This window comes from Bacillus sp. FJAT-27916 (assembly GCF_001183965.1).
Taxonomy (GTDB): domain Bacteria; phylum Bacillota; class Bacilli; order Bacillales; family Pradoshiaceae; genus Pradoshia.
This window is the reverse complement of record NZ_LFZV01000001.1, coordinates 1,724,535-1,750,789: the sequence shown is the minus strand read 5'-3', so window position 1 is coordinate 1,750,789 and position 26,255 is coordinate 1,724,535. Positions and strand designations below refer to the sequence as shown.

Annotated in this window: 33 protein-coding genes; 7 read left to right on the top strand and 26 right to left on the bottom strand. The window is 41.8% G+C overall.

The window, feature by feature from the left end; genetic code table 11:
• Positions 1-138 precede the first annotated feature (138 nt).
• The 8 genes from istB to AC622_RS08470 form a co-directional block, all read right to left on the bottom strand.
• Entirely contained in the window at positions 139-900 is a 762-nt protein-coding gene (gene istB / locus AC622_RS08505) for an IS21-like element helper ATPase IstB (RefSeq protein ID WP_049670684.1), read from the bottom strand.
• A complete protein-coding gene (gene istA / locus AC622_RS08500; RefSeq protein WP_049670683.1) occupies positions 897-2,156 on the bottom strand; it encodes an IS21 family transposase in 1,260 nt (419 codons plus the stop codon). The genes istB and istA overlap by 4 nt, the downstream gene beginning before the upstream one ends.
• Positions 2,157-2,366: 210 nt before the next feature.
• Complete coding sequence (locus AC622_RS08495) at positions 2,367-2,702, bottom strand: NUDIX hydrolase (RefSeq protein WP_049670682.1); 336 nt, start codon at positions 2,700-2,702, stop codon at positions 2,367-2,369.
• A gap of 210 nt (positions 2,703-2,912) precedes the next feature.
• The gene (locus AC622_RS08490) at positions 2,913-3,455 is read right to left on the bottom strand and encodes a GNAT family N-acetyltransferase (protein WP_049670681.1); all 543 of its coding nucleotides are present in this window, start codon (positions 3,453-3,455) and stop codon (positions 2,913-2,915) included.
• Positions 3,456-3,640: 185 nt separating this feature from the next.
• On the bottom strand, positions 3,641-4,309 hold the full coding sequence (locus AC622_RS08485; RefSeq protein WP_049670680.1) for a phosphatase PAP2 family protein: 669 nt from the start codon (positions 4,307-4,309) through the stop codon (positions 3,641-3,643).
• 39 nt (positions 4,310-4,348) lie between these two features.
• The gene (gene dapF / locus AC622_RS08480) at positions 4,349-5,326 is read right to left on the bottom strand and encodes a diaminopimelate epimerase (protein ID WP_049670679.1); all 978 of its coding nucleotides are present in this window, start codon (positions 5,324-5,326) and stop codon (positions 4,349-4,351) included.
• A 92-nt stretch (positions 5,327-5,418) separates the two neighbouring features.
• Complete coding sequence (locus AC622_RS08475) at positions 5,419-6,207, bottom strand: hypothetical protein (RefSeq protein ID WP_049670678.1); 789 nt, start codon at positions 6,205-6,207, stop codon at positions 5,419-5,421.
• A gap of 178 nt (positions 6,208-6,385) precedes the next feature.
• On the bottom strand, positions 6,386-6,709 hold the full coding sequence (locus tag AC622_RS08470; protein ID WP_049670677.1) for a DUF4870 domain-containing protein: 324 nt from the start codon (positions 6,707-6,709) through the stop codon (positions 6,386-6,388).
• A gap of 138 nt (positions 6,710-6,847) precedes the next feature.
• Between AC622_RS08470 and AC622_RS08465 the strand changes: the two genes are divergently transcribed.
• Both AC622_RS08465 and AC622_RS08460 read left to right on the top strand, forming a co-directional pair.
• On the top strand, positions 6,848-7,630 hold the full coding sequence (locus AC622_RS08465; RefSeq protein WP_049672857.1) for an undecaprenyl-diphosphate phosphatase: 783 nt from the start codon (positions 6,848-6,850) through the stop codon (positions 7,628-7,630).
• A 259-nt stretch (positions 7,631-7,889) separates the two neighbouring features.
• Positions 7,890-8,459 carry a GNAT family N-acetyltransferase gene (locus tag AC622_RS08460; RefSeq protein WP_049670676.1) on the top strand — a complete coding sequence of 190 codons (570 nt, stop codon included), beginning with the start codon at positions 7,890-7,892 and terminating at the stop codon, positions 8,457-8,459.
• A gap of 64 nt (positions 8,460-8,523) precedes the next feature.
• On the opposite strand, the gene AC622_RS20635 is transcribed toward AC622_RS08460, so the two are convergent.
• The gene (locus tag AC622_RS20635; RefSeq protein ID WP_082197084.1) at positions 8,524-8,685 is read right to left on the bottom strand and encodes a YflJ family protein; all 162 of its coding nucleotides are present in this window, start codon (positions 8,683-8,685) and stop codon (positions 8,524-8,526) included.
• Between the two features lie 150 nt (positions 8,686-8,835).
• Here AC622_RS20635 and AC622_RS08455 point away from each other — a divergent pair, with 150 nt between their 5' ends.
• Complete coding sequence (locus AC622_RS08455) at positions 8,836-10,191, top strand: MATE family efflux transporter (protein WP_049670675.1); 1,356 nt, start codon at positions 8,836-8,838, stop codon at positions 10,189-10,191.
• A gap of 46 nt (positions 10,192-10,237) precedes the next feature.
• Here the strand turns inward: AC622_RS08455 and AC622_RS08450 are convergent, their stop codons facing one another.
• Positions 10,238-10,999, bottom strand: a complete 762-nt coding sequence (locus tag AC622_RS08450; RefSeq protein ID WP_049670674.1) for an SDR family oxidoreductase — start codon at positions 10,997-10,999, stop codon at positions 10,238-10,240.
• 218 nt (positions 11,000-11,217) lie between these two features.
• Here AC622_RS08450 and AC622_RS08445 point away from each other — a divergent pair, with 218 nt between their 5' ends.
• Entirely contained in the window at positions 11,218-11,631 is a 414-nt protein-coding gene (locus AC622_RS08445; protein ID WP_156185592.1) for an Hsp20/alpha crystallin family protein, read from the top strand.
• 36 nt (positions 11,632-11,667) lie between these two features.
• Here the strand turns inward: AC622_RS08445 and AC622_RS08440 are convergent, their stop codons facing one another.
• Both AC622_RS08440 and AC622_RS08435 read right to left on the bottom strand, forming a co-directional pair.
• Entirely contained in the window at positions 11,668-12,150 is a 483-nt protein-coding gene (locus AC622_RS08440; RefSeq protein WP_049670672.1) for a hypothetical protein, read from the bottom strand.
• Between the two features lie 69 nt (positions 12,151-12,219).
• Entirely contained in the window at positions 12,220-12,645 is a 426-nt protein-coding gene (locus AC622_RS08435; RefSeq protein ID WP_053103735.1) for a FixH family protein, read from the bottom strand.
• 125 nt (positions 12,646-12,770) lie between these two features.
• Here AC622_RS08435 and AC622_RS08430 point away from each other — a divergent pair, with 125 nt between their 5' ends.
• Positions 12,771-13,016, top strand: coding sequence for a hypothetical protein (locus AC622_RS08430; RefSeq protein ID WP_049670671.1), 246 nt, complete (start codon positions 12,771-12,773; stop codon positions 13,014-13,016).
• Between the two features lie 153 nt (positions 13,017-13,169).
• On the opposite strand, the gene AC622_RS08425 is transcribed toward AC622_RS08430, so the two are convergent.
• From AC622_RS08425 to AC622_RS08385, 9 genes are all read right to left on the bottom strand, one after another.
• The gene (locus AC622_RS08425; RefSeq protein ID WP_049670670.1) at positions 13,170-13,448 is read right to left on the bottom strand and encodes a hypothetical protein; all 279 of its coding nucleotides are present in this window, start codon (positions 13,446-13,448) and stop codon (positions 13,170-13,172) included.
• A gap of 154 nt (positions 13,449-13,602) precedes the next feature.
• Positions 13,603-15,096 (bottom strand): S41 family peptidase, encoded by a 1,494-nt coding sequence (locus tag AC622_RS08420; RefSeq protein ID WP_231589596.1) that lies wholly within the window; start codon positions 15,094-15,096, stop codon positions 13,603-13,605.
• Between the two features lie 56 nt (positions 15,097-15,152).
• Entirely contained in the window at positions 15,153-15,950 is a 798-nt protein-coding gene (locus AC622_RS08415) for a M15 family metallopeptidase (RefSeq protein ID WP_082197081.1), read from the bottom strand.
• A 91-nt stretch (positions 15,951-16,041) separates the two neighbouring features.
• Positions 16,042-16,746 (bottom strand): purine-nucleoside phosphorylase, encoded by a 705-nt coding sequence (gene deoD / locus AC622_RS08410; RefSeq protein ID WP_049670668.1) that lies wholly within the window; start codon positions 16,744-16,746, stop codon positions 16,042-16,044.
• A 99-nt stretch (positions 16,747-16,845) separates the two neighbouring features.
• A complete protein-coding gene (locus tag AC622_RS08405) occupies positions 16,846-17,166 on the bottom strand; it encodes a YodL domain-containing protein (RefSeq protein WP_049670667.1) in 321 nt (106 codons plus the stop codon).
• Positions 17,167-17,318: 152 nt separating this feature from the next.
• Complete coding sequence (locus tag AC622_RS08400) at positions 17,319-18,002, bottom strand: hypothetical protein (protein ID WP_049670666.1); 684 nt, start codon at positions 18,000-18,002, stop codon at positions 17,319-17,321.
• A 176-nt stretch (positions 18,003-18,178) separates the two neighbouring features.
• Positions 18,179-19,921: an ATP-binding protein gene (locus AC622_RS08395; protein ID WP_156185591.1), complete on the bottom strand. Its 1,743-nt coding sequence runs from the start codon at positions 19,919-19,921 to the stop codon at positions 18,179-18,181.
• A gap of 105 nt (positions 19,922-20,026) precedes the next feature.
• Entirely contained in the window at positions 20,027-20,248 is a 222-nt protein-coding gene (locus tag AC622_RS08390) for a YozE family protein (RefSeq protein WP_049670664.1), read from the bottom strand.
• Between the two features lie 304 nt (positions 20,249-20,552).
• Positions 20,553-20,732, bottom strand: a complete 180-nt coding sequence (locus AC622_RS08385) for a YjcZ family sporulation protein (RefSeq protein WP_049670663.1) — start codon at positions 20,730-20,732, stop codon at positions 20,553-20,555.
• A 153-nt stretch (positions 20,733-20,885) separates the two neighbouring features.
• Here AC622_RS08385 and AC622_RS08380 point away from each other — a divergent pair, with 153 nt between their 5' ends.
• Positions 20,886-21,995 carry an SGNH/GDSL hydrolase family protein gene (locus tag AC622_RS08380; protein WP_049670662.1) on the top strand — a complete coding sequence of 370 codons (1,110 nt, stop codon included), beginning with the start codon at positions 20,886-20,888 and terminating at the stop codon, positions 21,993-21,995.
• Positions 21,996-22,119: 124 nt separating this feature from the next.
• Here the strand turns inward: AC622_RS08380 and msrB are convergent, their stop codons facing one another.
• Both msrB and msrA read right to left on the bottom strand, forming a co-directional pair.
• Positions 22,120-22,548: a peptide-methionine (R)-S-oxide reductase MsrB gene (msrB, locus tag AC622_RS08375; protein ID WP_049670661.1), complete on the bottom strand. Its 429-nt coding sequence runs from the start codon at positions 22,546-22,548 to the stop codon at positions 22,120-22,122.
• A 6-nt stretch (positions 22,549-22,554) separates the two neighbouring features.
• The gene (gene msrA, locus AC622_RS08370; RefSeq protein ID WP_049670660.1) at positions 22,555-23,070 is read right to left on the bottom strand and encodes a peptide-methionine (S)-S-oxide reductase MsrA; all 516 of its coding nucleotides are present in this window, start codon (positions 23,068-23,070) and stop codon (positions 22,555-22,557) included.
• Between the two features lie 150 nt (positions 23,071-23,220).
• Between msrA and AC622_RS08365 the strand changes: the two genes are divergently transcribed.
• Complete coding sequence (locus AC622_RS08365; protein ID WP_049670659.1) at positions 23,221-23,934, top strand: DUF4397 domain-containing protein; 714 nt, start codon at positions 23,221-23,223, stop codon at positions 23,932-23,934.
• A 45-nt stretch (positions 23,935-23,979) separates the two neighbouring features.
• Here AC622_RS08365 and AC622_RS08360 read toward each other — a convergent pair whose 3' ends face one another.
• From AC622_RS08360 to AC622_RS08350, 3 genes are all read right to left on the bottom strand, one after another.
• Positions 23,980-24,576: a YpmS family protein gene (locus AC622_RS08360; RefSeq protein ID WP_049670658.1), complete on the bottom strand. Its 597-nt coding sequence runs from the start codon at positions 24,574-24,576 to the stop codon at positions 23,980-23,982.
• Entirely contained in the window at positions 24,557-25,417 is an 861-nt protein-coding gene (locus AC622_RS08355) for an SGNH/GDSL hydrolase family protein (RefSeq protein WP_053103734.1), read from the bottom strand. Before AC622_RS08355 ends, AC622_RS08360 begins: the two co-directional genes overlap by 20 nt.
• A gap of 208 nt (positions 25,418-25,625) precedes the next feature.
• On the bottom strand, positions 25,626-26,210 hold the full coding sequence (locus AC622_RS08350) for an SCO family protein (RefSeq protein WP_049670657.1): 585 nt from the start codon (positions 26,208-26,210) through the stop codon (positions 25,626-25,628).
• Positions 26,211-26,255 lie beyond the last annotated feature (45 nt).

Below are 26,255 nucleotides of genomic sequence, written 5' to 3'. Positions count from 1 at the left end.
ATGACAGAGCTTTGTCATCTTTTTTGCATTACTAATTGTTTCTTGATTTGGATGTTTAGCTTATTGAAAAATCGAGCCATCCTGTCAACAGCGAATATAAATTCCCCAAAATCAGCGGTCGAAAAATCCCCATTTTCATCACTTAATTGGTACGGGTTGAATTCCAGCTTTCTGCTTTTCTCGCAGTCTATAAGATTCTCCCTTCATATTAAAAGTGGTGGAGTGATGAAGTAGCCGGTCTAAAACAGCCGTTGCTAAGACATCATCTCCGAAGATTTTCCCCCATTCAATATAAGATTTATTAGAGGTGATAATGATGGAGCCTGACTCATACCTCTTCGAGATTATTTGAAATAACAGGTTGGCACTAAGCTCATCAAATGGGAAGTATCCCATCTCATCTAAAATCAGTACATTAAAGTTGGACAGCTTGTTTACCATACGACCAGTGGTTCCACGAGAATTCGCTTTTCTACACAATGCGATGAAATCATCACAACGTGTATAGTAAGCTGAATACCCTTGGCTTAAAGCTTCTAATGCTAGACCGATTGCGAGATGTGTTTTCCCGACTCCCGGTGGACCAAGGAGTAAGACATTCTCCCCATTCCCGATGAACCTGCAGGTCATGATTTCCTTGATCCGCCTCTCACTAACACTGGATTGAAACTCAAAATCAAAATCCTGTATCCTTTTCATATAAGGCAATTTTGCTTTCTTAATACGCCTGTCGAGTGATTGTTGTTCCATCACTTCAATTTCTTGTTTTAAAAGTGTGTCTAGAAATTCAGAATATGGTACATTATGTTTAGAGGCATCTTCAAGAATGGCCTCAATTTGTTGGGCAGTGCTCGAAAAGCCCACTCGATGTAAACGTTCAGTTAAAAGTCTGTTATTCATCTTGTTTCACTTCCTTTTGACTGTTCTTCATACACTTGGAGGGAACGCTGTTCCACCTCAGGTCCAGGGAGAGAAATGTGACGGGTCGCCAAACCATTTGTAGTCACATTCATCTCCTTTTTTTCTTTCTCCTGATAGTGGTCTATCTGAGACAAAGATGTTGCTTTTCCCGTGATAAGGGGATGAGAGGCAATGCAGTCTAAACCATCGTATACATCTATGTGATGATCAAGTGATTGTTTTACTTTCAACTTACGTCCTTTGAACCGAATAGGGACGGAATACTGTTTACCCTCGTAATCAATGACACCTTTCGGTCCCACGATGACCTCAGTCCATTTATGAATAGGGAACATAGGGCGTTGATTCCAATTTAATAAATGATCCTGTTCAGCCTCGAACCGTTTAATAGGTGGTTCTTTTGTCGTTTGATTTGGCTTCTTGTTCGCTGTTTGATCTAGCCACACCTGCAAGCTTTCATTCAGTTGGCTTAACGTAGAAGGCAATTTTCTTTGCATAAAGTTCTTTTTCAAGTAACCAACTGCACTCTCTACTTTTCCTTTCGTTTGAGGACGTGCCGGCTTACAAGCTTTAGGGACAACTCCATAGTACGCCAGAAATTCTTCGAATTTGCGATTAAATCGAATTTCAGCTGGTGAATGTTTGATAACTACCGTTTTCATATTGTCATAAAGGATCTGTTTAGGAATACCGTTGAAGTAAGAAAATGCGTTCATATGGCATTTCATCAACTGTTCTAGGTTCATAGTCGTGGTGACTTCCATATACTTCATACGGGAGAAACCGAGCACCATGACAAATACGTATAACTTTTGAAGACGACCGTCAACCATCTGTTCCCCTAACTCTGCCCAATCCATTTGAGCTTGTAGACCGGGAGGCGTTTCATACCGGATGCTGGATTGTTTGTTCGGTTTCTGGCGATAAAGCCTAACAAAGTCTCGAAGTATGGTCATCTGCCCTTGATACCCCATCGATTTAATCTCCTCTAAAAGAACCACACAGTTCGTTGTTCCTTCTTTCAAGCGTTGAAGAATATACTCTTCATAATCAGCTAATAACTTCTTTTTCTGGGTATTCCCAACCTTCCTTTTTTGATAGTTTGGTAGCTCTGATTGTTCTATGTATTTCTTGATTGTCTTACGGTCAAAGCCAGTCTCTTCAGCGATTGCGGTAATTGTCCAGCCTTTCTGATAGAATTCTTTAATCATAAAATACTCCCCTATTCGAATCATGCCTCTCCACTCCAATTCAATTGTCGCTTTGAGACCATTATCCGTTAATTTTGGGGAATTTTGAAACCGTTTATATTGGGGATTTTATCACCGTTGTTAACAATCCAACTAATCAGCCGACGCCACATATAAAACTCAGCGTGAATAGGAACATAAATGGATTCTTACCGTTCGGGATTGCTGAAGAAAATATTTGGCAATAAGTTAGATTTATTTATAGGTAAATTTCGGAATGCAAAATAAAAAACTTTTTGTATGTGGATTCTTCATGTTCGCCTTCGATTCGCGCCAATAATGGACTTCTGCTATCATATGAAGATGTTCATAGGTTTTTCTCTTAACCTTAATTTCTTCAACAATTTCGCCTAAATATCCTGTTTCTTCGGTTATTTCTCGAAGACAGCACTCTTCGAATGTCTCACCGTGCTCTTTTCCTCCCGATGGAATGGACCACGTTTTATCCTCTTCTGGCTTTCCTTGTAAAACCATTAACAATTGTCCATCTTCATTCATACACACACCTGATGAACCAAACCATTTTTTCACTTTACAATCCTCCGTCTTTAATGGTTTTGCTTATAAAATTCTATTAAGTTTTTGAAGTTCCTTCTTCCTCAATCCTGCCGGCTTAGTTGATCAAGATTATGTTTTATCTTATTTTGACAGAGAATCTATTTTTATACAAAAAAAGACCAGACTCTTTTTCTGAAATCCAGCCAAATTTTTCGAATGCAAATTATGCCTAATCTTATTCTTTCACACACAATCACTAACCTTAATTCTCCAAATCATATGATCATTTCCACTGCCCCAATAATCCCTTAACCGGTATTCAGGCTCTCCAAATTTCTTCTTCCAAATTCTTTGTGCGCGATTATATCCACTATCTAAACAAAATTTCTCAACCCCATTTTTTTGCAACACCTCAAAAATTGCCTTCAATAATCGATTCCCCACTCCATTCCTTTGAGAATGAGGATGAACAAATACTGTACCGACCTCAATCAATCCTTCGTAAGCATTGTTTGTCAATTTTTTTATAAGATTACTTACTGGACCATATTCAATTGACCCAATTATAATGTCACCGTTAAAAGCAATTAAGAAGAACCTTTTCTCCCCATTGCTTTCAAAATCACTTTTTATATACTCTTTCTTAATGTCTATTTCAGCCTTGATATCATTCCATTTATCCCCTATGCCCTCTTTAATAAACGTATCAGTTATGACGGTTTTAAAAAAATCATTTAACTGGCTGATGTCTTCAGGTTTCGGTCTCCTAATCTCTACATTGAGCATCATAATTCCTCCAAGCTTTCATCCATCGTTCAGTAATCTTTCTCATTCATTTATATTCCACCTACTAGTTGAACGAACCTGCCAAGCTTTATCGGATCGAAAAAATGATTCCTGATAATCGATCTCCCTCTCAAAAAAAGCCTTCATAAGAACTCAGCAAGAGCTCTGAATGAAGGCTTTTTCAGCTATTTTTTCTTCTTTCCTCCGCGGTATTCCCAGTACTTGAATACCTCTGCCGTAATAATCAGCCAGACACCGCCTGCTGCATAGCCGGCAAGAACATCGCTTGGATAATGGACGCCAAGATAGATTCGGCTATAGCCCATTAATATAATCATCACGGTGCAGACTAAATAGACTGGAAGGCGTATATGCCAGTTCTTCGTCAAGCGGGTCGCGATAATCATCAACGCTCCATACAAAATGAAAGAGGACATGGAATGCCCGCTCGGAAAGCTGAATCCATTCTCAACGACAAGGGGATTCAAGGACGGGCGTTCACGTTGAAAGGTCCATTTCAGGTATTTGTTCACGTAGGCTCCGGATAAGCAGACAAATAGGAGGAATGCCGTACTCAAATAATGGCGCTTCCAAATAAACCAGATTGAAAATAGGACTACTAGCACGATGTTTCCCTTAATCGTCCCAAGGCTTGTCAATAAAAGCAGGACATTGGTGCTCATATCGTTGATGCTCCCCTGGACCACTTGGATGATACCTAAATCAAATCGGTGCAGGCTGTCGCCGTCAATTCCCCTGGCAAGATGAACAAAGAGATACGTTAATCCGGCCAGGATTATGAGGGAGATGAGAAGCCTGCCTGCTTTAAATTGCAGTCGCCCGCTCCATGGCACAATTAATCACACACCTTACTCTTTTGGATAATAAGAAAACTATATGGCCTCAATTATTTTTTTCACATGGCTGACAAAGGCATCATATGCTTTCGTTTCATTTTCAAAGCTTTCTCTCTCACCAAAATGAATCTTCTTAGCCTCTAAGTCTACAGTCAAAGTCTGTTTATACTCATAGGTGGCATTCCCGATTAAATCAATCCATGTTTTCTCTGGCAGATCGTGAACATGACACTTTACCATCCCTCCTGGATTATAAACATCGAGCAGCACTTCATCCTCAAGATTCTCCTCCCACTTTGTCACAAGGCTGGAAGCAGACATCGCCGTACCGCATGCATTCGTGAAGCCCACCCCGCGTTCATATGTACGTACGAATATACTTTGGTCACCCATTACATTAATAAAGCTCACATTAACACCATCTGGGAACCATTCATTCTCTCCGTTTACATACTTCGCTATTCTTTCCTGCTTATCCGTCGCAAGAACCTCCTTGCCAACAATGCTGATTAGATGCGGGTTTGGCACGGAAAGAGCGGTGAAAATCAGCTCATCATCCAAGAATGGCAGGCGCTCATGAATGATTTCACCCATATCCGTATTCATGGGCAGAGCTTTCGTGGACTTCAATACAGGAGATATCTCCACTCGATAGGTCGGAATATCCGGGAAGATTTCCGCTTCTTTTCTCACTGCAAGGTCAGCTTTCATCGTTTCAATGACGAGCTGGTCCTTCCCTAGCTTTTCTGAGACATAACGACCTACACAACGAAGTCCGTTTCCACACATAGATGCCTCTGTTCCGTCAGAATTAAAGATTCTCATTTTGGCGTCACAGGTGCTTGAGGCTTGTACGAATAATATTCCGTCAGCTCCCTCCTCTTTCGTCCGCCTGCATACCGCTAGAGAAAGCGCACTCCTCTCTTCCTCGGTGATTGGCAGATTTTCGTTCATCTCATCAATTAAATAAAAATCATTATTTGAACCGTGTACTTTAATTACCTGAATATCCACAGCTTGTTGCTCCCTTCACTCATATGCTTTTCAATAATAAATTATTCCTCTATTATATGACAAAACCCGATACAAACCATATGATTTTTCCATCAATGATTCTGAGCCTGTAAATAATCCACACAATAGCTGAAAACAATACGCTTCTCATCTTCAGTTGCATTCAAAAAGGTTAGGACCGGCATATTAGCATCAAGGAACCGTCCGCTAGTATAGGCAGGCATCCAGCCGCTATTAAACGCTGCAATAGCTTGCTGATTCCTCGAGTGAGCGATGGAAAAAGCAGCGCTGTGCTCCATTTCCCCTTCATATTGCCTGATGCCATACTCATTCGTAACACCGCTCTTTCTCATTTCCTGCCTGTAGACACCAATCCTCCTCTCCTCTGCATCTAGGATGGAGATGGCTCCATTCAGCCCATATTTTACTTTATATTCTGCCAGCATATTCCCCTCATTATCACATAATTGATAGCTTCTCGGCATGAGCAGAAGAAGGGACGCAGGCATAATCCACATCGCTATATTGGTTCGTTTATCCTTTAGACTTCCAGCATAAACCCCGTCACCAGTAAAAAAAATCATATGCAGCGTTGGAGAGGGCAAAAAGGCTATGAATAATTGATTCTCATCCAAAGGGGATGTCGTTCTATTCGTTTCATCATAGGAGAGCTTACTCTTATTGATCAAATGCATACCAAACCGGTTAAGAGATAGAAGCATCAGGACGAGCAATGGAATAACCCCAATCCCGCTCCATAAATAATGCCCTCTCGTCACATATACCAACAGCCCGAAGCAGGCCACGGAAGCAAGTAAGTAAGCCAAGGATTCTCCGATATAGATCTTCATGATTCGGCTGTAATATTCCTTCGTCGTCATCCATCTTTCACCACCAACTTGTCAGGCTTCACGTTACAGTCATTCTAAGTCTATGTAACATCTAGCAAATTTAGTATTAGAATCTATTAAAAGATTATCGCTCGTTCGCAGGTTAAGTGCTTTATTTACTAGAATGTAAAAAAGCAGGTGACATGTATTCACCTGCTTAGCCTGTCCATTATTTAATAAATCGTATAATGAGCGGTATCTGATAATACTCTCCGCTGAACGCTTTAACTGCTGCAATAATCGTAAAGATTAACACATACGCACTGAGCACCCATGCCAGTATGATGCCTATTCCAACAAACACCAGTATAAATGCGATAAGTGTATAGATCGTGTAGCTGATTAAGAAATTAAAATATTCCTTGCAGTGATAGTTTACAAATTCAGAATCATTTCTCTTAAGCAGCCAAATCACGAGCGGTCCGAACAAAACGAAAACGAAACTGCTTAAATAGACTGCCCCCGCCCATATTTTGTCATTGCTATGTACCATATGATGTCCTCCTCTAGTTGTTTCACTATTAATTACGTTAGATTTCCCTAAATGTTTCAATAAACTTCATACCATTTATCGGAAGGACATACAATGGATGTAAAAGCGCAATCTGAGGAATTAGAAGGGGTGAAAGCTATGTTTGCTGAATGGAAGGCAATGATTCTTGGCGTCATACAGGGATTAACGGAGTTTCTGCCCATCTCGAGCACTGGGCATCTATATATAGGCCGTCATTTGTTTGGATTGGACGAGGCCGGACTGCTCCTTGATACCCTGCTGCACACTGGAACGTTGCTTGCCTTATTCATTTTCTATTGGCAGGAGATTCTTAAACTGCTTCGCAGACCATTCTCGAAAATGACCGGATTATTAATAATCGGGACATTGCCTGCAGTCATAGCCGGAGTTCTCCTAAATGATTTTTTTGAGGAAATTTCAAAGACCGGTGTCACCATTGGATGGGAATTCCTTGCTACAGGACTTATTCTATGGTGGGCAGATATTATGCCGAAGCAATCGAGGGGTATGGAGGACATTACCTATAAGAACGCCTTATTCATCGGAGTTTTTCAAGCTGCTGCCATCTTCCCTGCCATCTCCCGCTCCGGCTTTACGCTTGCCGCTGGTTTAATGAGCGGACTAAATAGGGAAACAGCCGCTTATTTTTCCTTCTTATTATCCATTCCCGTCATTTTCGGGGGAATTCTGTTTAAAGGGGCAGATCTATTGAGCGGGCCTGTTGAGGCAATCAGCTTTAAAGGCTTATTAATTGGGACTTTATGTGCGGCAGTGTTCGGTTATCTGGCTGTTTCCTGGATGATTAAGTACATCAAAAATCATTCATTAAAGCCTTTTTCTCTCTATGTCATCACGCTTGGAATCCTCATTCTCTTCCTGCAAACAATTGGTGTTTTTTAATGAACTTTCTTCACAAAAATACACGAAGAAAAATTACGAAAAATGACGAATAAAAACTATTTCCTTTTTGCAAAAATTCTTGTATTATACTTTCAGTAATATAATTTCATAAGAAGCAAAAATTAGGGAAGGCAAATGGTGCGCCACCAGTAATGGTCCTAGTGGGTTCGATTCCCACCCCGAAATTTTTTGATATTACATTAAAAAATTTCGAGGGGAAATCGCAGTTAGCGGCTGCCCTCATACGGAGGCGATCTGTATGTTGAAGAAACGTGAATTATCTGACTGTCCTGTTCTTTTTGATTTAATGACCCATCCCGACGTCTATCCATTTGTTCGTCACAAAACGAAGCAATATGAGGAGTACTTGTTTATCACCAAGCAGACGATTGAAGCAGAGGAACGAGGAGAACTGATCTCCCGCACCATCCTTGATGAATGGGGCAATCCGATAGGGACCATTACACTGTACGATATATCAAACAATGCTGGATTCTTAGGCACTTGGTTAGGGAAGCCGTACCATGGGAAAGGCTTTAACGCTTTGGCTAAACAGCAATTCTTTGATGAATTGTTTTTCACGCTGGATATTGAGACGGTCTTTCTTCGTATTCGGAAGAATAATATCCGATCGTTGAAGGCAGCTTTAAAAATGCCTTACACGGTTGAAGCCAATGAAACACGTTCAGCTTTATATGATGAAATCAATGCAGAAGGACCTATATACGATCTTTTTGAAATCTCAAAGGACCATTTTACTTTGGCCCAAAAGCGGCTTGACACCGAAGTGCCCGCTGAAGTTTCCATATACGGAGCCAAAGAAGCATAAAGCATAAAGAAGGTGTATGACAGGCAAGGCAATCTTGCAGCTCTGTCACACACCTTCTTTACATTTACATAGCGGATATTTTGTTTTTTGCTCGAGCCTGTTCGTACAGCTGCCGAAGTATGTAGGTTTTATACAGTTCAAGCTTCCGGCGTTCAATTGGATGTTTCGTTACACCCATTTCCTTTAATCTAGCCACGTACCAACCCTTCGATCCTATATAAGCCATGTTCTCTCCCCCCAAAAAACCGCTGCTGCAGTCTTTTAAAGATTGTATGGGGCAATATTGGAGAATATTCATCATTTCTTATTTTTCTATTTCCTTTTTCAGAGTATGATAGATACTAGCGAAAAAAGATTCTATTCGGAGGCTTCATTCATGGTTCAGTCACTATTTACTAAAGAAAAAACATCAAAGATGATGATTGTGTTTCTGCCGATTTTGATTACCCAGCTCGGCTTGTTCGCTATCAGCTTCTTTGACACCTTCATGTCCGGCAAATTCAGCCCCATTGATTTAGCGGGTGTCGCCATTGGAACATCCCTTTGGGTGCCTATCTATAATGGGTGTTCAGGCATTCTTTTAGCCGTGACTCCAATTGTGGCCCAGCTCTTCGGACAACGGTCAAAGCCCGCTCATATTAACCGAGCAGTCATGCAGGCGATCTACCTTTCCCTTATCATGAGTATCCTGCTTATCCTCTTAGGAGCTCTGATCTTACGTCCAATGCTTGGTCTCATGAATTTAGAGCAGGAGGTCGGACGCATTGCTTTTCAATATTTAGCAGCTCTTTCATTCGGGATTGTTCCACTCTTTGTTTACAACGTACTCAGATGCTTCATTGATGCGCTCGGAAAAACATCCGTTTCCATGTTCATCACGATTGTCACTCTTCCGGTAAATGTCGTGGCCAATTATGCCTTCATTTATGGTAAATTCGGTCTTCCTGCATTCGGAGGGGTCGGGGCAGGCATTGCTTCATCCATCACCTATTGGGTCATCATGCTAATTGCTATTGTGATCACGACAAGAGTGCATCCATTCTCTGAGTATGGATTACTGCGTTCTCTGCCAAAGCCATCACTCAGCGAGTGGGGAAATACACTGAAGATTGGACTTCCGATTGGCATGGCTATCTTTTTTGAAACAAGCATATTTGCTGCTGTCACTCTTTTCATGAGCTCTTATAATACCATTACGATTGCCTCCCACCAGGCGGCTATTAATTTCTCATCATTCCTCTATATGGTGCCGCTCAGCTTCTCGATGGCCCTTACGATATTAGTCGGTCAGGAAGCAGGGGCCAATCAGCTGAAACGGGCGCGGGAATTCAGCCTGATGGGCATCCTGTTCGCAGTTGGATTTTCCTGTATCAGCGCCATCATACTCTTAGTATTTCGAGATCAAGTGGCTTATTTATACACAAATGATCCAGAGGTAGCTATATTGACGGCGAAGTTCTTGATATTCGCTATCTTCTTCCAGCTATCTGATGCCCTTCAGGCGCCCATACAGGGGGCTTTACGAGGATATAAGGATGTGAATGTGACATTTTTCATGACACTCCTATCCTATTGGGTCATCGGCTTGCCGGCAGGTTATGCACTGGCCAACTACACCGCCCTCGGAGCGTTTGGTTACTGGATTGGCTTAATAACCGGCCTTGCCATCGGTGCTGCTGGGCTAAGTGCTAGACTAATCATTGTTCAGCGCAGAATAAGAAAGACAGCCTAATCAGCAAAAAACTCGCAAGTGCGCATTTGCAGCCTTGCGAGTTTTTTTATCGGTATTTAGACAGGACATCCTGTCCGCCTGTTACAGGAATAACTGCTCCTGTAATAAAGTCAGAATCCTCATTGCATAAGAAGGATATCACTCGAGCAATATCTCCTCCAGTACCAGGTCTGCCGACAGGTACAACCTCTGTTTTTTCCTTTCTGTCCGGATGATTCATTTCCTTATATGGAGGGACGATATCGCCAGGGCATACCATATTGACGGTAATGCCATATTCGGCCTCTTCGATGGAAAGTGTCTTGGTCAGAGAGGTCAATCCAGATTTAGCTGCCGCAAACGCTGACCGGTATTTCCAGCCTGGGGCTGTATTTGATTGGTCAAACCCCATGGTGATAATCCGTCCCCATCCATTCTCTCTCATGCGAGGAAGGATGCCGTGCGCTAGGAGAAACATGCTTGTCAGGTTCCCCTGAATCATATATTCCCATTCCTCCACCGTGTATTCTGCCATTGTTTTTCGTTCTTGAATATATGGGCCTGCATTATGTACGAGGATGTCTATGCCTGTACCAATCTGAGCACATTGTTTAAGCAGATTGGCATGAGACTCACGCTTCGCCGCATCATATGGAAGTGCAGCCGCTGTTATTTGATACTTTTCTTCGAGCTCAGCCATAAAGGACTCTGCTCGCTCCCTGCTATGCCGGTATGTTGTAATAATGGAATAGCCGTCCTGCGCTAATCGCTCTGCCGCGACTCGTCCAAGACCGCTTGCCGAACCGGTAATCAAAGCTGTCCGTTTCATCGACGTATAACCTCCAGACTCATTCACTAGAATACCTTTCCCTTTCTATTATACTGAACATTATGTACATATGACCATGATGATGATTAACGAATAGGGCCCAGTTCGCATATAGTAACTGTAACCCATCCTGCTCTCTTGAAAGTTGAGGTGATACATTGTTCCCTTGGAACCTTTTCCCTAATAACAAGCAGCAAATGCCTGATTGGATGAAATATTTGAATCAGTCTGGACTGGAAAAACAAATGGAACAATTGTTATCCATGCTATCACCTGAACAATTCGGGAGCCTGATGAAGCAAGGCTTGTCCAGTGACCAGAGGGAAGAAGCCGAACAAGAGAATGAACAACCCAGCAGGCATAAACCGGAGATATTCGAAACACATGATTATGTATTCGTACGCCTGCCTATACCGGAAGACGAATTGCCTCATCTGAAGCTGTATCATACGAATAATCGCATTATTCTACAGGGCTTGCCGCCCAACCGCGAAGAAAGCTTGACCTATCCCCTGCCATGTCTAGTCAAAAAGAAAGGGGCTAAATCAAGCTATAAAGACGGCATATTAGAAATTATCCTTTTCAAAATCCCTGATACTCAATACTCTGAAATATCCGTGCCTGAATGGTAAGAAACCGTATACGGCAGAGCTTTCCTCTGCCTATCTTTATTTCTCTCCCTGTAAGAATACAAGCCCTTTATCACCTGTTTGCCCCCATATCTCCACTTTGACAAAACGGAGCCTCTTTTGACAATCCAGAATTTCAAGCTTGCCATTCTCAATCTCCATCTTGTGAATCGTTGAGGCATAAAGTCCATTATCGGGACTAACATATAGCGATCCGTGGATCAGTCTGTCATTCGGATTGGCAATCGCCAGGGTAAAATGCTGCAACTTTTGAATATCAAAAATGATATGAGCCTTACCGGTTGATTTAATGAACAGCTCTTTCTTGATGTTCACGTATTCATTTACACTTAAGCTCCCCTTCGTCATTGCCTGGAACTCTCCGATATCCAACCCGGCAATCTCCTTAATGCGCAGCTCTGTCTGGTTATGCGTTTCCTGCATAAAGGAACGTTCTTCCCTCTGCAGCCGGTAGATTTGTCCTTGTTCGTGAACAATCCGGTTATTTTCATGCGTGGCCATCCATCCCCCTCCCCTTCTTTCGAGGATTCCTTACATAGATATATATGGCCTAATCATGAAAAAAAGACATTAAGGGGTTATTTCAAATGTCTCTTTAGGCATAGAATGCATATCCCGAGCAGTTACATGAGTGATAATGGTATAAAGCCCTTCTTCTGTAAATGATTTCTCCAATCGATATATACCGTTTTCTTGATGCTCGACCATAACTTTTTCTGTCTCTTCTTCTCCCTCACGTTCGAATTCAAACTCCACTTCCTTCGCATCTTCAACAGGTTCGCCGCCCTGTGTGACGATCGCTTCAAACACAATCTCCTCATTTACCTTGGCAGGACTTGTTTCAATCTCAATTTCTACCTGTATGGCTTCTGAAGCCATCCCGCTATCATGTCCCTTGTGTTCATCCTTCTGTTCTGCTTCCTGGCTTCCACAGCCGGCCGTAACCATCATCAACATGAAGGCTGCAGCTGCAAACAAAGTCCGCTTCTGTCTCAATCCTTCCATCCCCTTTTTGAATCCTTTAGCTACCTTTTCGAATAGCCCTTACGCTCTTTCGTTAATGTGATGCATATTCCCGCTCCTTTTAACGGAAAATAGGTTGAAAAAGGAGGTCGTTTGTCATGTCACATCCATATTGCTGCCCTAATTGTAAAACAAACCGTTCCCGCTTCAATGTTATTGAGCAAACCCCTATCTATGTAAAGCTTGACCCACACTCAGGGACCATTGTGCAAATGTATTCAGATGAAGAGCTTGAGGCTTTCCATCTGCCTTACAACGGACCCGGTATACGAGTGCAATGTGCATCCTGCGGATTGATTGAAGATGAGAAGACATTTATCGCCTTCGGCTTACGGAACAATTAGACAAATAAGGGATACTATTCCTTCTGTAGTGTATCTCACTTTTCATATGCAGGGCAATGGTTTCACCCTTTTGTCACAAATGAAGTCGAGCCAGCCCTACTTGTTCGACTTCTTTTTCTCCTTTTCCTAAAAAGACCATAAAAACATTGATTATTACTGAAAAATAATCACTATCATCAATCCTAACAGTATGGCGTTAGCAGCTGTTAGCAACATTGATAGCCATACCGCCTTCTTTGCCAGTGAAACTGCTGCACTAATGTACAATATGGGGAAGATAAGCCCCCATCTTTCAAATAGGGGTGTAGCTGAAAGATATAGGGACAAAGGCAAGATAAGTATGGCCGATACAAAAAGAAGGATGATTTTCTTTATACGAATGGCTAAAATGGCAATCAAAAGTGAAGCCAGCATTAAAGACATAAATAGCATGCTATAATCTCCTCCTCAATTTCACATGAACACTTTAGTAACTATTCCACAAACCTGTCATGCTTTCCTTCCCGCATACAATCCTCCTATTATAAATAGCTTTATTAAGTAAAAAAACCGTCATCCCTCTATAGGTATGACGGTTTCTTTATTATTACTTCAGTTCTTTCACAGCTGCTTCTACCTGTGGATCATCTGAATTAATCTTCTCCCGAAGCTCGTTCATCAGTTTTGTCGTTGTCTCTCCAGTGACAATGCCGGTTTGCTTAATTCCTTGATCTTTTTGGAATTGTTTAACCGCTGATGCTGTAGCAGCATCATAAGATGTGTCCACTTTACCTGGATTAAACCCAAGGGCCTCCAGCATTTTCTCTATGTTTTCAATATCTGCGGAGGATGTTCCTTCCTTCCATTCCTTTTCAGGATCAACATAGGTCAAATTAGCATATTCAGGGAGCTCAGCCTTCACATCCGGGCTGATGCCTTTCTTGTGAATCCAGTTTCCATCCGGTGTCAGCCATTTGGCGGTCGTGAATTTCAGATTGGAGCCATCTGTGAAATCCTGTGCGGATTGGACGGTGCCTTTTCCGAATGATTTCATGCCGACCAAAGGTATATCAGCTGATTCCTTCAATGCCCCAGCAACTATCTCAGAGGCACTAGCGCTTCCTTCATCAATTAATACAGTAGTTGGAAGGCTGACCTTATAACCGTTCCCGGTCGCTTTTGTGACCTCTTTATTGCCGTTTCGGTATTCCACCTGATAAAGGATTTCCCCTTCATCCACAAACATATTCGCAATTTCCTGAGCTTGGTCGAGAAGGCCTCCAGGATTTTGTCTTAAATCAAGAATAATCCCTTTTGCCCCATCCTTTTCTGCATTCTTTAATGCTTTTTCAAGCTCTTCAGCAGTATGCTCGGAGAAGCTCGTAATTTGAATCTTTTCAATATTATTTGAGACTGTCTCTGTATAGACAGTTTCGATTGGAATCGTATCGCGGACGATTTCAACCTTCATTGTATCGGATTGGCCGGGACGCTGAATGGTCAAAGTCACTTTTGTGCCTTTTTCTCCTCTGATTAACAAGACCGCATTACTTGACGACATTCCTTGCAGGCTTTCACCATCCACTTCAAGAATCATGTCACCAGCTTTTAAACCAGCTTCCTCAGCAGGTGCTCCCTTGATAGGTGAAACAATCACAATTTGGTCATTTTCTTGCTGAATTTCTGCCCCGATTCCTTCAAAGGAAGAAGAGATACTTTCATGGAAGCTTGTCGCTTCGTCCGTAGACATGAAATCAGAATATGGATCATCAAGGGACTCAACCATACCGTTAATGGCACCATTTACAAGTGCTTCCTCATCAACATCCTCGAAGTAATAATTCTCCAGTGTATTATACACTTCATAAAGCTTGGAGAAGTCTCCATCCGTATTAGTTGATAGAAGTGAACCTCCACTACCGGATTTCGATTGTGCCTTTTCCGTAAGAAGGTAAACCGTTGCGCCGACCGTCAGTAGTACAAGTGCCAGTGCACCTAAGACGATATAGATCCACTTAACCTTTATGTACCCTTTTTTCTCTGGGCCGTCATTCGCTTGCTGCTCCTGCCCTTGTTCTTGCTCCTTATCCAATTGACTCACCACTTTCACAATATCATATCAAGTGAAAACACACTTCATTATACCAAAAGTTGGTTTCATTCTTCCACAAGCTGGACATATTCCTCAAAAGACAGTCCTAGTGAATGAATGTCTTTCGCGACATCAATACCAACATAGCGGACATGCCAAGGCTCGTACATATAACCGGTGATGCTTTCTTTTCCTTCAGGATAACGGATGATAAAACCGTATTCTGATGAATTCTCTGCCAGCCACTTCCCTGCCGCCGTTTTACCAAAATCCTGGTTTAGATTAAAGCTGTTCTCTGCACTAGAGACATCCATGGTCAATCCAGTTTGATGCTCGCTTTTTCCCGGCTCTGCTACAGCTTGCTGAGCATGCTCTGCACCAGATGCTGCTACTTCAGCTGTATATAGCTGTTCCTGACGCTCATAAGAACGGAAGCCAGACACAGCAACGATTTCTACCCCTTCTTCTGAAGCTGCGTCAAACATCTCCGCTAATGCCTCGCCTGCCTCTTTCCTCATGAGTTTCTTTTCGTGTTTTTCATCAAATGAGAATTTCACCTCAGGAACAACCAAATCTCCCGGACGGTATCCGATTGGGAGGCTATAATCCTTATTGACCAGCACTTGAATATTCTCTGGATTTTGAATAAAGTTTACCCCGTCCTCGGTTTCGATTACATTCAGCATCTCTGCTGTCAGTGCATACTCTTCTTCCGGTGCTGTCTCTTCTTGTTCACCTTCTGTTTCCTGCATGCTTGCCGCTTCTTCTGCTTCTTCCTTGCTCTCGGTCTCCAATAACGAATTATTGCATGCTGTTAGAAGCAATGCCGTTGATGTCATTAATGCAAGAAGTGTCTTTTTCAATGCTCTCATCCCTTATCTTTCATTCTCTATCTTCTTCGTATGTAATGGATAAAGGCTTCGGATTAAACCGAAGCCTTCCACACTCTTTCTATTATACTTCAATAGCAGCGTCTAAAGCTACTTCTATCATATCGTTGAAAGTCGTTTGTCGTTCTTCTGCTGTCGTCTCTTCCCCTGTCAGGATGTGATCGCTGACCGTAAGGATGGACAACGCCTGTCTGCCGTATTTTGCAGCCAATGTATAGAGAGCTGTTGTTTCCATTTCGATAGCCAAGATACCATATTGTGCCCATAGCTCATGATTGGCTTTATCATTGTAGAATTGGTCTGCCGTAAAGACATTTCCCACTTTTAGATTGAGGCCTTTTTGAATACCAGTATCATATGCTTTCTTCAGCAAATCGAAATTGGCAGTCGGCGCATAGTCGATGCCGTCAAACAAGAGTTTATTCATGTTTGAATCGGTTGAGGATGTCATGGCAAGAATGACGTCTCTGACCTTTACATCTTTTTGAATGGCTCCGCAAGTACCGACACGGATTAACTTCTGAACATTATAACTGGACATAAGTTCATTGACGTATATAGAAATGGATGGCACGCCCATTCCAGTCCCTTGGACGGAAACACGTTTACCTTTATACGTACCTGTGTAACCAAACATATTTCTCACTTCATTATAGCAAACAGGATTCTCTAAAAAGGTTTCAGCAATATATTTTGCTCTCAGCGGATCTCCTGGAAGTAGTACTGTTTCTGCGATTTCATTTTCTTTCGCTCCGATATGTACACTCATCTTTGAATTTCCTCCTTACAGTTGGATATAACGTGATTCTATTCAAAGATTACTATATCATAAGCGCTTTAAAATGAAAAAAGGCGGACTATTCAGAATTCAACACACATGCAAGCGGTTAACCTCAGTCCATCCGCCAGATTGAAGCCTGTAATACCGTTTCTTTTCATAATGGTCTACAATCATGATAATATCTCCGCTCATGACCGTTCTTCCCTGATAGTTTTTAGGGATGAGATCTTTTATATTAAACATTTTAAATACCTTTGTTACTACATCAAAATGGCTTTCCGCATTGATGATTCCTCGGTAAACCATTCGATAGCCCTTTCTATCCCTTGGATGCTCCGTTTGGAACAAGGCTATTTCATAATCTTTTTTCCTCAAGGCTGACCAGCTCAATCTCTTTGATTTCAACATAACTATCCCCTCCTTGAATCATTATGATTATATTAATTGCACATTCTTATCGGAAAATCCTCTGATGAAATTATTCTAGTTTTGTCGAATGCCGATAAGACTGTCAAAATGAAAAAAAAGAACTACTCGAATAGTCTCGAATAGCTCCTAATCTAATGCGGTTCTTTTTTATCCTGCTTCTGACTGACCAGCTTCTTTAATTTCTTAACAGCTGTCTTCATAACCTTCTCATAGCTCTCGTCACCGAAAAATTCTTTTAAAATCCGATAATCATTATAAATATCAAGCAGATGATTGACCATGATTTGATGGTCATCCTCTGTCCCTTCAGGATTCGGCAGTTCCAGTAATTCCTTCCGTTTTCGCTTGCCCTTTTGGGTATTCCTCTGTGGTTCTTGATATTTAGCCAGAAACGCATCGGCATCCTTTGCATCTGCCAGGAAATTTAAATCGTCCTCACTGCACTCGAGCCATTCCTCATCGTCAATTCTGGAGAGCTCATAAATGACATCCTCCCAAGATTCCTCTTGGTAGCGCCATATTTCTGTCCGAAACCCAATGACCTTAAATATGTCCTTTCCGTATCCCTTTACCTGTACTAAATCACCGAAAAAAAACTTATAATCTATGTTGATTTGTTCTGCATCAAACAATAAACCTTCAAATTCCTGTAAATGAATGAGTGCGGATTCTGTATATACCCCTTCCGCTCCTTGCACCTCGTACAGGAAGGCCTGATTAAACTCTTTTACATTTGAAACGACACCGACAATGCCATTCACTAAGATAACGACGGAATCTCCTACCGCAAACTTCGGTTTATTTCGTTTGCCCACTAGCTGCCACCCCTTGCAGATCGGGTAAAGTTTTTTATCATTATATGCAAGGAAGATGGATGCGGATAGCCTATAATTATCTTATTAATGCATAAGCCTTAAGCTGTTTTCTTTGAACCAGTCGAAAAAAGCAGGCAGCCTTCTTTTGATAAGAAAGCTCCCTGCTCTTCGTATGATTATTTCTTTGCCGGAACGGTCAGTACAATTCTCGTTCCTTTTCCTATCCTGCTCGTTACTTCAAATGAGCCTTCAAGCTCTTCCATTATCTTCATGCTTGTTGCAATACCAAGCCCTGTTCCATGCTCTTTCGTTGTATAAAAGGGTGTGCCAATCTTGCTTAAAACACCCTTTGGCATGCCAGGACCATCATCAGCGATAATAATCCTCACTGTATCATCCGTGCTTTCAAAGGAAATACGGATGCTGCCTTCCTTTTGAAAGGCATCCTTCGAGTTCTGAATCACATTAATAATGACCTGGAATAATCTATTTCGATCCGTGCAGATCAATTTATCACATTCATTCTCTCGCAGAATCTTAATATTCTTCCTGTAAAGTTCTCCTTTTTGCAGAAGAATAATTTCGTCCATGAGCTCATTTACATTATGTTCCTTCACAATCAATTGGTAGGGCTTAGATAAATTCAGCAGCTCTCCCACGATGCCATTCATGCGGTTTAACTCTTCTATAATAATATCAATATAATTTCTAAATACTTTTTCATCATATGGATGGTCCTTCAACAGCTGGAAGAAGCCGCGTATCGTCGTGATAGGATTTCGGATTTCATGAGCTACTCCAGCGGCTAGCTGGCCGACATATTTCAGCTTTTCTGTGCGAATAAGCTCCTTTTCCCTCTGTTCGATTGCTTCCACCATTGACTGAAAGCTGCGATTCAAGACATTAATCTCATGATAGGCGCTTTCTGTGCGAGAGAACTTCTCACCCCTTGAATACTTCTCTACACGTCCAACCATGTCCTCGACCGGCTTTATAATAATCTTCGTCATATAGTATGCAGCAGCAATAATGGCACCAAGTATAGGGATACTGATCAGCAGGTATCGACTGAGCAGCCCTCTTAATGGAGCATAGACTGCTTTCTTTTCCGTTGTCGTCACGATATACCAATCTTCTTCAGCTAGTGCCTTTGTTCGAATAGGATTAACCGTATAAAAACTCTTTCCATCATTTGATTCCAGCAGTTTCCTCTTTAAGGCAGCCTGATGGATAAGCTCAGGCGACAAATCATTCTCCTCGATGAAATTGCGATTCATAATCTCTTTCTCATCTTTATGCGTGACAATCCAGCCGTCCTTATTGATCATGAAGGCAGTATAAGGGAGCTTCTCCCGCTCTAATTCAAGTTTAGCAGCTACAGTCTCCCATAAATAGTAAATATTAAAGGATGGAGCAAATATTCCAGCTATCTCATTATCCTCCGTATACACTGGGGTACTGATCCAAAAGAAAGGTTTCTCTCCCTCCACTGTATAAACCTTTGACAAGAAAGGCTGACCATTCATCGAACGTACAAAGGATTCACTTTCAAGGAGCGCCTCTCCAATCTCTAAGGGGTACGTTTCCCGCCAAATCTCACCCGCGCTGGTAACATATGTATAACCGGAATAAACCGGCTTTAGCTTTACGTATTCATCAAGTAGTTTCAATGATTCCGATTTATTATTATTCGTAATGCCGGAGTTTTGACTTAAATATTTCAAGTCATTCATCCGCTCTTCGATAAACATATTGGTTGTATCTGCCGCATGGTAGGAGGCAGTCTTTAAAGTCGCCTTCGCCTGATTTTCCAGCAGATGCTTTTGATTAAGGAAGAAGGTAAACCCAATACACACGATTGGAATAATAGAGATAATGAGCGAATAGTACAGCAGTCGTGTTTGTAATCGTCCTGGCATAAAAAGCACCTGTTTCCTTCCTCAGATTCCAGAACAGAAGTTATAGAAAATCACCCAAGAATTCAAACAGGGAACCATTCATTTGTTCTGCCGGTCCGGTCCATTTTATTCCCCCATATGCTGCATGTACGCATTCCACGCCTCATCAAAAAGACTCATATCAAGAATATAATCGCCATTCATTTCTAAATAATGGCTGACTTCATGATAATCAGAGGAATTCTTCGGAAACCCGTGGTCATAAAACACATTTTCGGCGAACAAGGACATTTCCGTTTTCTTCAAGGCATTTCTGTATGTCATTAAATATTGATAAAAGGATTTCATCTTATTCATCTCCACTCTCTTGGCTTACTTTTGACCATAATCATCATACATAAATGAGAATGATTATGCTACATCTGGAAAGCTAACAGCCTGCAGCCATTATGTCAAATAGCGGGCCGAATTCCTGAAACCAAGAGGCATAACTATGAAACCTATAACTTTTAACCTATCCTGTATGTATCAGTATACATGATTTAAGCCCGTTATGGTAATGAACACCATTTTTGGTCATGAATATTTCTATCTGTTCTCTAAGCTGCAATATGTAAAAAAAGGACGGATTTACCGTCCTTTTTCTCCATCATTAACAGCCACAATAGAAGGAAGCGCCTATAATGACTAACAAGATGAAGAGAACAACAATTAATGCAAAACCAGAACCGAAACCTCCGCCGCAGCCATATCCATAACCGCCACCGTAGCCATATCCGCCACCATATCCATAGCCGCAAGGATTGCAGCCGCCTCCAAAATTACCGTACATTCGAACATCCAACTCCTTTTAAAAGGTCTCAATTACACTGTTACTATATGAGCTAACTGCCCTCTGGGTATGTGCATTCGCCCATATTTAGATTGTTTTTTATCCATAAACTAGGTAATATGGAACCAGATACATTCGGGAGGGTGGGTTTTTATGACCGTCAAGTTGAAACAACATACTATTTTTGTACTTTCCTTCCTAATTGCCATCATTGTCATCTTAATCCTTTCGTTGCGTCCGGACACGGTCAAAATGGTGGATCAAACCCTATCCGAAAAACTGAACAATGGCAATACCATTTATTATGTAGTTGTTGGTGACAGCATCGGTAGAGGAGCCGGGGCTGAAACAATGCGGGATAGCTGGCACGGCCAACTGGAGAAGCTGGTCAAACAAAGATATGGTGCCAGAATGGAGGGCCAGCATATTGTTCAGAGTGGAGCAACAGCTTTTGAGGGATTATACAAGCTGAGAAACACAGAACTACTCATTCCTGCCGATATCATTTTCCTGGTTTTTGGAGAAAATGACCGAAAATATATGGAAACAGAAGAATTCGCTAAGCATTATGAGCTATTAATTCGCGAGGCAAAGGTCCGAGCACCGAACGCTGAAATCATAACATTCATTGAAAGCCCTTTAAACGTTCAAAGCTTTGCGGATCAAATTCAAATCTTAAGTGATCACTACGGGGCGATACCAATTGATATGCGAGCAGCATACGCTCAATCAGGCATTTCTGTGAAAAAACTGAATAAGGATCAGGTTCACCCTAACAGACGGGGATATGAACTGTATGCAAACACCATTCTCGCGATGTTGGAAGATTACCCTAACAGGAAAGCACCGGCATTGGAGGACTCGTTGTACACTCAAGGCGATACTCCTTTTCATCTAACAAAGACGATTGATTCCCAGAAAGGCTTTATGTATGCTGACAGTTACTGGACCGCTGGAGAGAAAGGCAGTTCCATCCGCTATAAAATTGAAGGCAATACGGTAGGTGCCATCATTAAGCGTAATCCAAACGGCGGCATGGTAGACGTCTTCATTGACCATCAGTATTACAGGACCATTAACACGAACTGGCCATTAGTGAAGGAGCGCTATATTATTCTTGCGACAGGGCTCGAGGAAGGGCAGCATAAAATTGAGTTTATGATGAATGACGATGGTCTCCGATTTAAAGGACTCGATGAAAAACCGTTCCAATTGGGAGGCATCATATCAGCAAATATTCTCGAAAAGGAAATAATGGAGTAACTATTTCTATAGAAGATATACAAAGACTAAGACACCGTCTAGTCTTCTTTTTTTGATCCTTTCATCCAAAAAAAATCCGCCTGAATCTCTTAGGAGAATCAGGCGGAACGTTTTATATGCCCCTTTATTCAAATAGCCGTAAATATTCTCCGTAGCCTTCCTTCTCAAGGTCAGCCTTCGGTATGAAACGCAAGGCGGCAGAATTAATGCAGTAGCGCAATCCAGCCGGACCCGGGCCATCCGGAAAGACGTGGCCTAAATGGGAGTCCGCTTCTTTGCTTCTCACCTCAGTCCGATTCATATTATGGCTGAGGTCCTGTTTTTCCAGGATTTCATCCTCATCAATCGGTTTAGTAAAGCTTGGCCAACCGCAGCCGGCATCATACTTATCCTTCGAGCTGAAAAGAGGCTTTCCGGAGACGATGTCAACATAAATGCCATCCTCTTCTGTCCGGTAATACTCATTACGGAACGGCGGTTCTGTCCCATTGCTCTGGGTCACATGGCGCTGCATCTCGTTCAATTGGTTAATGCGTTCCGTGTATTTCCCCATATAGCCTTACCTCCAATTCTCCTTAATGAAGCCGGCTCTGCCAGAGCTGACCTGATAAGATTCATAATGCTCCTTATTCTTTTTGTAGAAATCCTGATGGTAATCCTCTGCCGGATAGAAGGTTTTAGCCGGAAGAATTGGTGTAACAATTTCCTTTTGGAAACGACCGCTTTCAGCCAATTCTCTTTTCGATTCCTCAGCAGCTGCCTTTTGCTCCTCAGTCGTGTAGAAGATTGCTGTTTTGTATGAATCGCCTCGATCACAGAATTGACCGCCTGCATCAGTTGGGTCAATTTGCTGCCAAAATAATTCAACAATGGACTTATAAGTAATAAGACTAGGATCATATGTAATCTCTACAGCCTCAACATGACCGGTTGTGCCGGAACATACCTCTTCATAAGTAGGATTTTCTTTATGGCCGCCTGTATAGCCTGATACAACCTTATGTACTCCAGGGAATGTATCGAAGGGTTTAACCATACACCAAAAACATCCTCCGGCAAAAATTGCTTTTTCCATTCTAATCCCTCCAGTATATTATGTATGATAAATAGCTTGATATCTCCTTACTATACTCCTAATTTGCTTTCTTGCCTATTCTTTAAGTCACCGCTTTCCCTGCTTCCGCATATAGGTAGCATAAATGACGTAATGACAGGAGTGAGTAATATGGCCGCCAATCCTTATCTGTACCCTTCTCAGTCCCTGCCGTCCCGGTCAGGATTCTACCCATGGCTTAACAGACACAACGGCTCAGCAGGGCAGAATTATATGCCTTCTTACCATCACTATACACATAATTTGGAGGAAATAAAAAATATATGCAAGATTCGTTTTTACCACGGTTCCTCATTTTGCGGTACTGTAGATATGTATATTAACGGCATGAAAACCTTTAAGGATATGCCCTTCAATTCAGCCAGTTCTTACTTATCCTTAACACCAGGCGCCTATTATGTTGAGGTCTTCCCATCAGGAACGACCTATCCTTTAATCATGCACAGGAAAATTACGATTGGCGATACACCTAATACAGTTGTCCTGACGGGGAAAGAGGATGATCCACGGCTGGTCGTGATACCAGAAAACCATACTGTTCCCCATAATGAATCAAAAGTGAAGACTCTTCACCTTGCTCCCTCACATGACATTCTCCAAATCGGCGTGAAGGGCCGGGATGTACTTTATCCGAGTCTTCCCTACAAACATCAGACAGACTATTTAGGACTGACCCCTATGACCATTGAATTTGAGCTGAAAAATCCCGAAAAAGGCGAGCTTCTTCACCAAAGCGGCTTCATTCAATTTGAACCAGACAAAGTGTATACGATGATTATCTACGAAGATGCAGAAGGAACCCTGGGAATCACCCTTCTGCATTAATAAAAAGAGGCATGCAATCTTCATTGCTGCCTCTTTATCATGCTTTTATTCAACGGGAACAAGCAAATTCATCTGGATATCATCGTTGCGAAGGTCAAACTTCTTCGCCTCCACTGTTATCCCGCTCTTTAAGTCCATTTCTTTTAATGATAAATAAATGGTCTTCTCAGCCGGGTTGATGGTAACCCATTCCGGCATCTTATATTTCTCATTGATGTAGTTCAGCACGAAAGTAGCCGGCAGATTCATCTCGCCAATTTGGATGGAACGGTGGCGAAGAAGGATATTTCCGTCATCTGTTGTATACGGTTCAAATAATACCTTCAATTGCACATCTTTTCCGAAGGCACTTAACGTTCCATACAGCTCCAATTTATCTGTCAGCAATACCTCGTAATCAATCGGACTGTCTGCAGCCTCTTCATCAATATAATGATTAATTACCCTGTTCAAATCTTCTTTATTTGAGGAGAAAGGAATGCTCACCATTTCCTTGTTCTCATTCAATTTCTCCAAAGCTCCTGTATCCTTTATAGGCCTTGTCATCCAGTAAAACAGCACACCGGCAATCACAAGATTGACGGCCAGCAAGGCAAAGAACAATGACTTCCATAATCCCCACTCACTCATCCACTTCTTCATTATTGGCCACCCCATTCCTTTGTCCAACAGCATACATGCTATCAACAGTCTTTTCTTTCATCTCTTCATAAATGCGAGCAGCAATCAGCTCATATCCCCGATCATTCGGATGAAAATAATCCTCCTGATACAGCAGATTCTCATCGGACGCTGCAAAAATATCATCAATTCGGATAAAATAAGCATTCGAATCTGACTTCGTCACTTCCATGCCAATCTCATTCCAGTCATCCATAATGATGTCAAGCTCACTAAAGGCAGACATCCATTTGCCGAAAGGGTTGTATAGCCCAATATAATAAATTTCAGCCTCCTGATTATATTTTCGGATTGTCTTAAGGATTTTTTCAATTCTTTCCTCATAGGTAACGGAGGCCTCTAAGAAATCTGCCATCGTCAAGTTGGTAAATTTCTCTTTAACTACCTTCATAATATCATTGCCGCCAATAGTGATGACAACTGCATCAGCCTGCTCAATGTCACGCTTTATTTGTTCATCTTGAAGCCGATTCAATAAATCACTAGTTCGATTACCACGAACGCCATAATTTGTAAAAGTTGCTTCCTTTATTCCCCGATTTGTTTCCAGATAGGCAGAAAGATAGGGGATATACCCTTCTTGGTCATCACTTGCGCCAACACCTTGTGTCAGCGAATCACCTACTGATACAACGGATAATTCTGTCGGAATGAAATCATCCGGGATATCCTTCTTAAGTGATTTCGTCAAATAGGATTTGGAGTGCTCCGCAGATTCCTTCCCATTAAGAAAGGGCAGTCCCCCGCAGCCGGCTAATAATAATGTGACAAGAAATATTGAAACCATTTTTTTGTCTAACATAGATGTCACCTGCCTGAATAGTCCTCTTATTGTATATCATATGTCATAAAGCACCATGCATTATGGAAAACTGGATGGTAATGATTACTTTTTTTATGAACGATTCTGTTAATCTTATTTGTTGCTTTACGGTGCAGAGGCATCTATTAACTATATTTCATCTGTCGCAAAGCCTTTTGATAAAAAAAAGACAGGGGTATCCTGTCCATTACGATTGCAACATTTTTATATGCTGAATAATGTCATCCATCGGGATATCATCCAGACCTGAATAGGATTGAACCACTCTACCCTCTTGGTCTACAAGGGAGAAGCTCACAGAATGGATAACCTGGTCATTCCCGTCCGGCTTTTGGACAGTTGCCTTAAAGCTTTCAAGAGAAAAGTCCTCAATCTCATCTTGGCTGTATCCCGTTAAGAAATGCCAATTCGTAAAGTCAGCATTAAACTGCTGGCCATATTCCTTTAATACTTCCGGCTTGTCAACCTCCGGGTCCACACTGAAGGAGATCAGCTTAACATCCTCTAATCCTTCCTCCTCAATTCGTTCCTGGAGTTTCTTCATGTTGGCTGTCATCGGCAAGCAAACGGTGTTGCAGCTTGTAAAGACGAAATCAGCCACCCATACCTTTCCCTTCAGGTCTTCAAGAGAAACATCCTTGCCGTCTTGATTGGTATAGGTAAAGGATTCAACCTCATAATCTGTCGCATTAGGAATCTTCTGTTCACTTGAACAAGCGGCAGCTAGAATAACAAACAATAATGGCACTAAAGCTTTAATATATGATTTCATATGAACTGAACTCCCTGTATGTCCCATATTAGTTATCTATCTTAT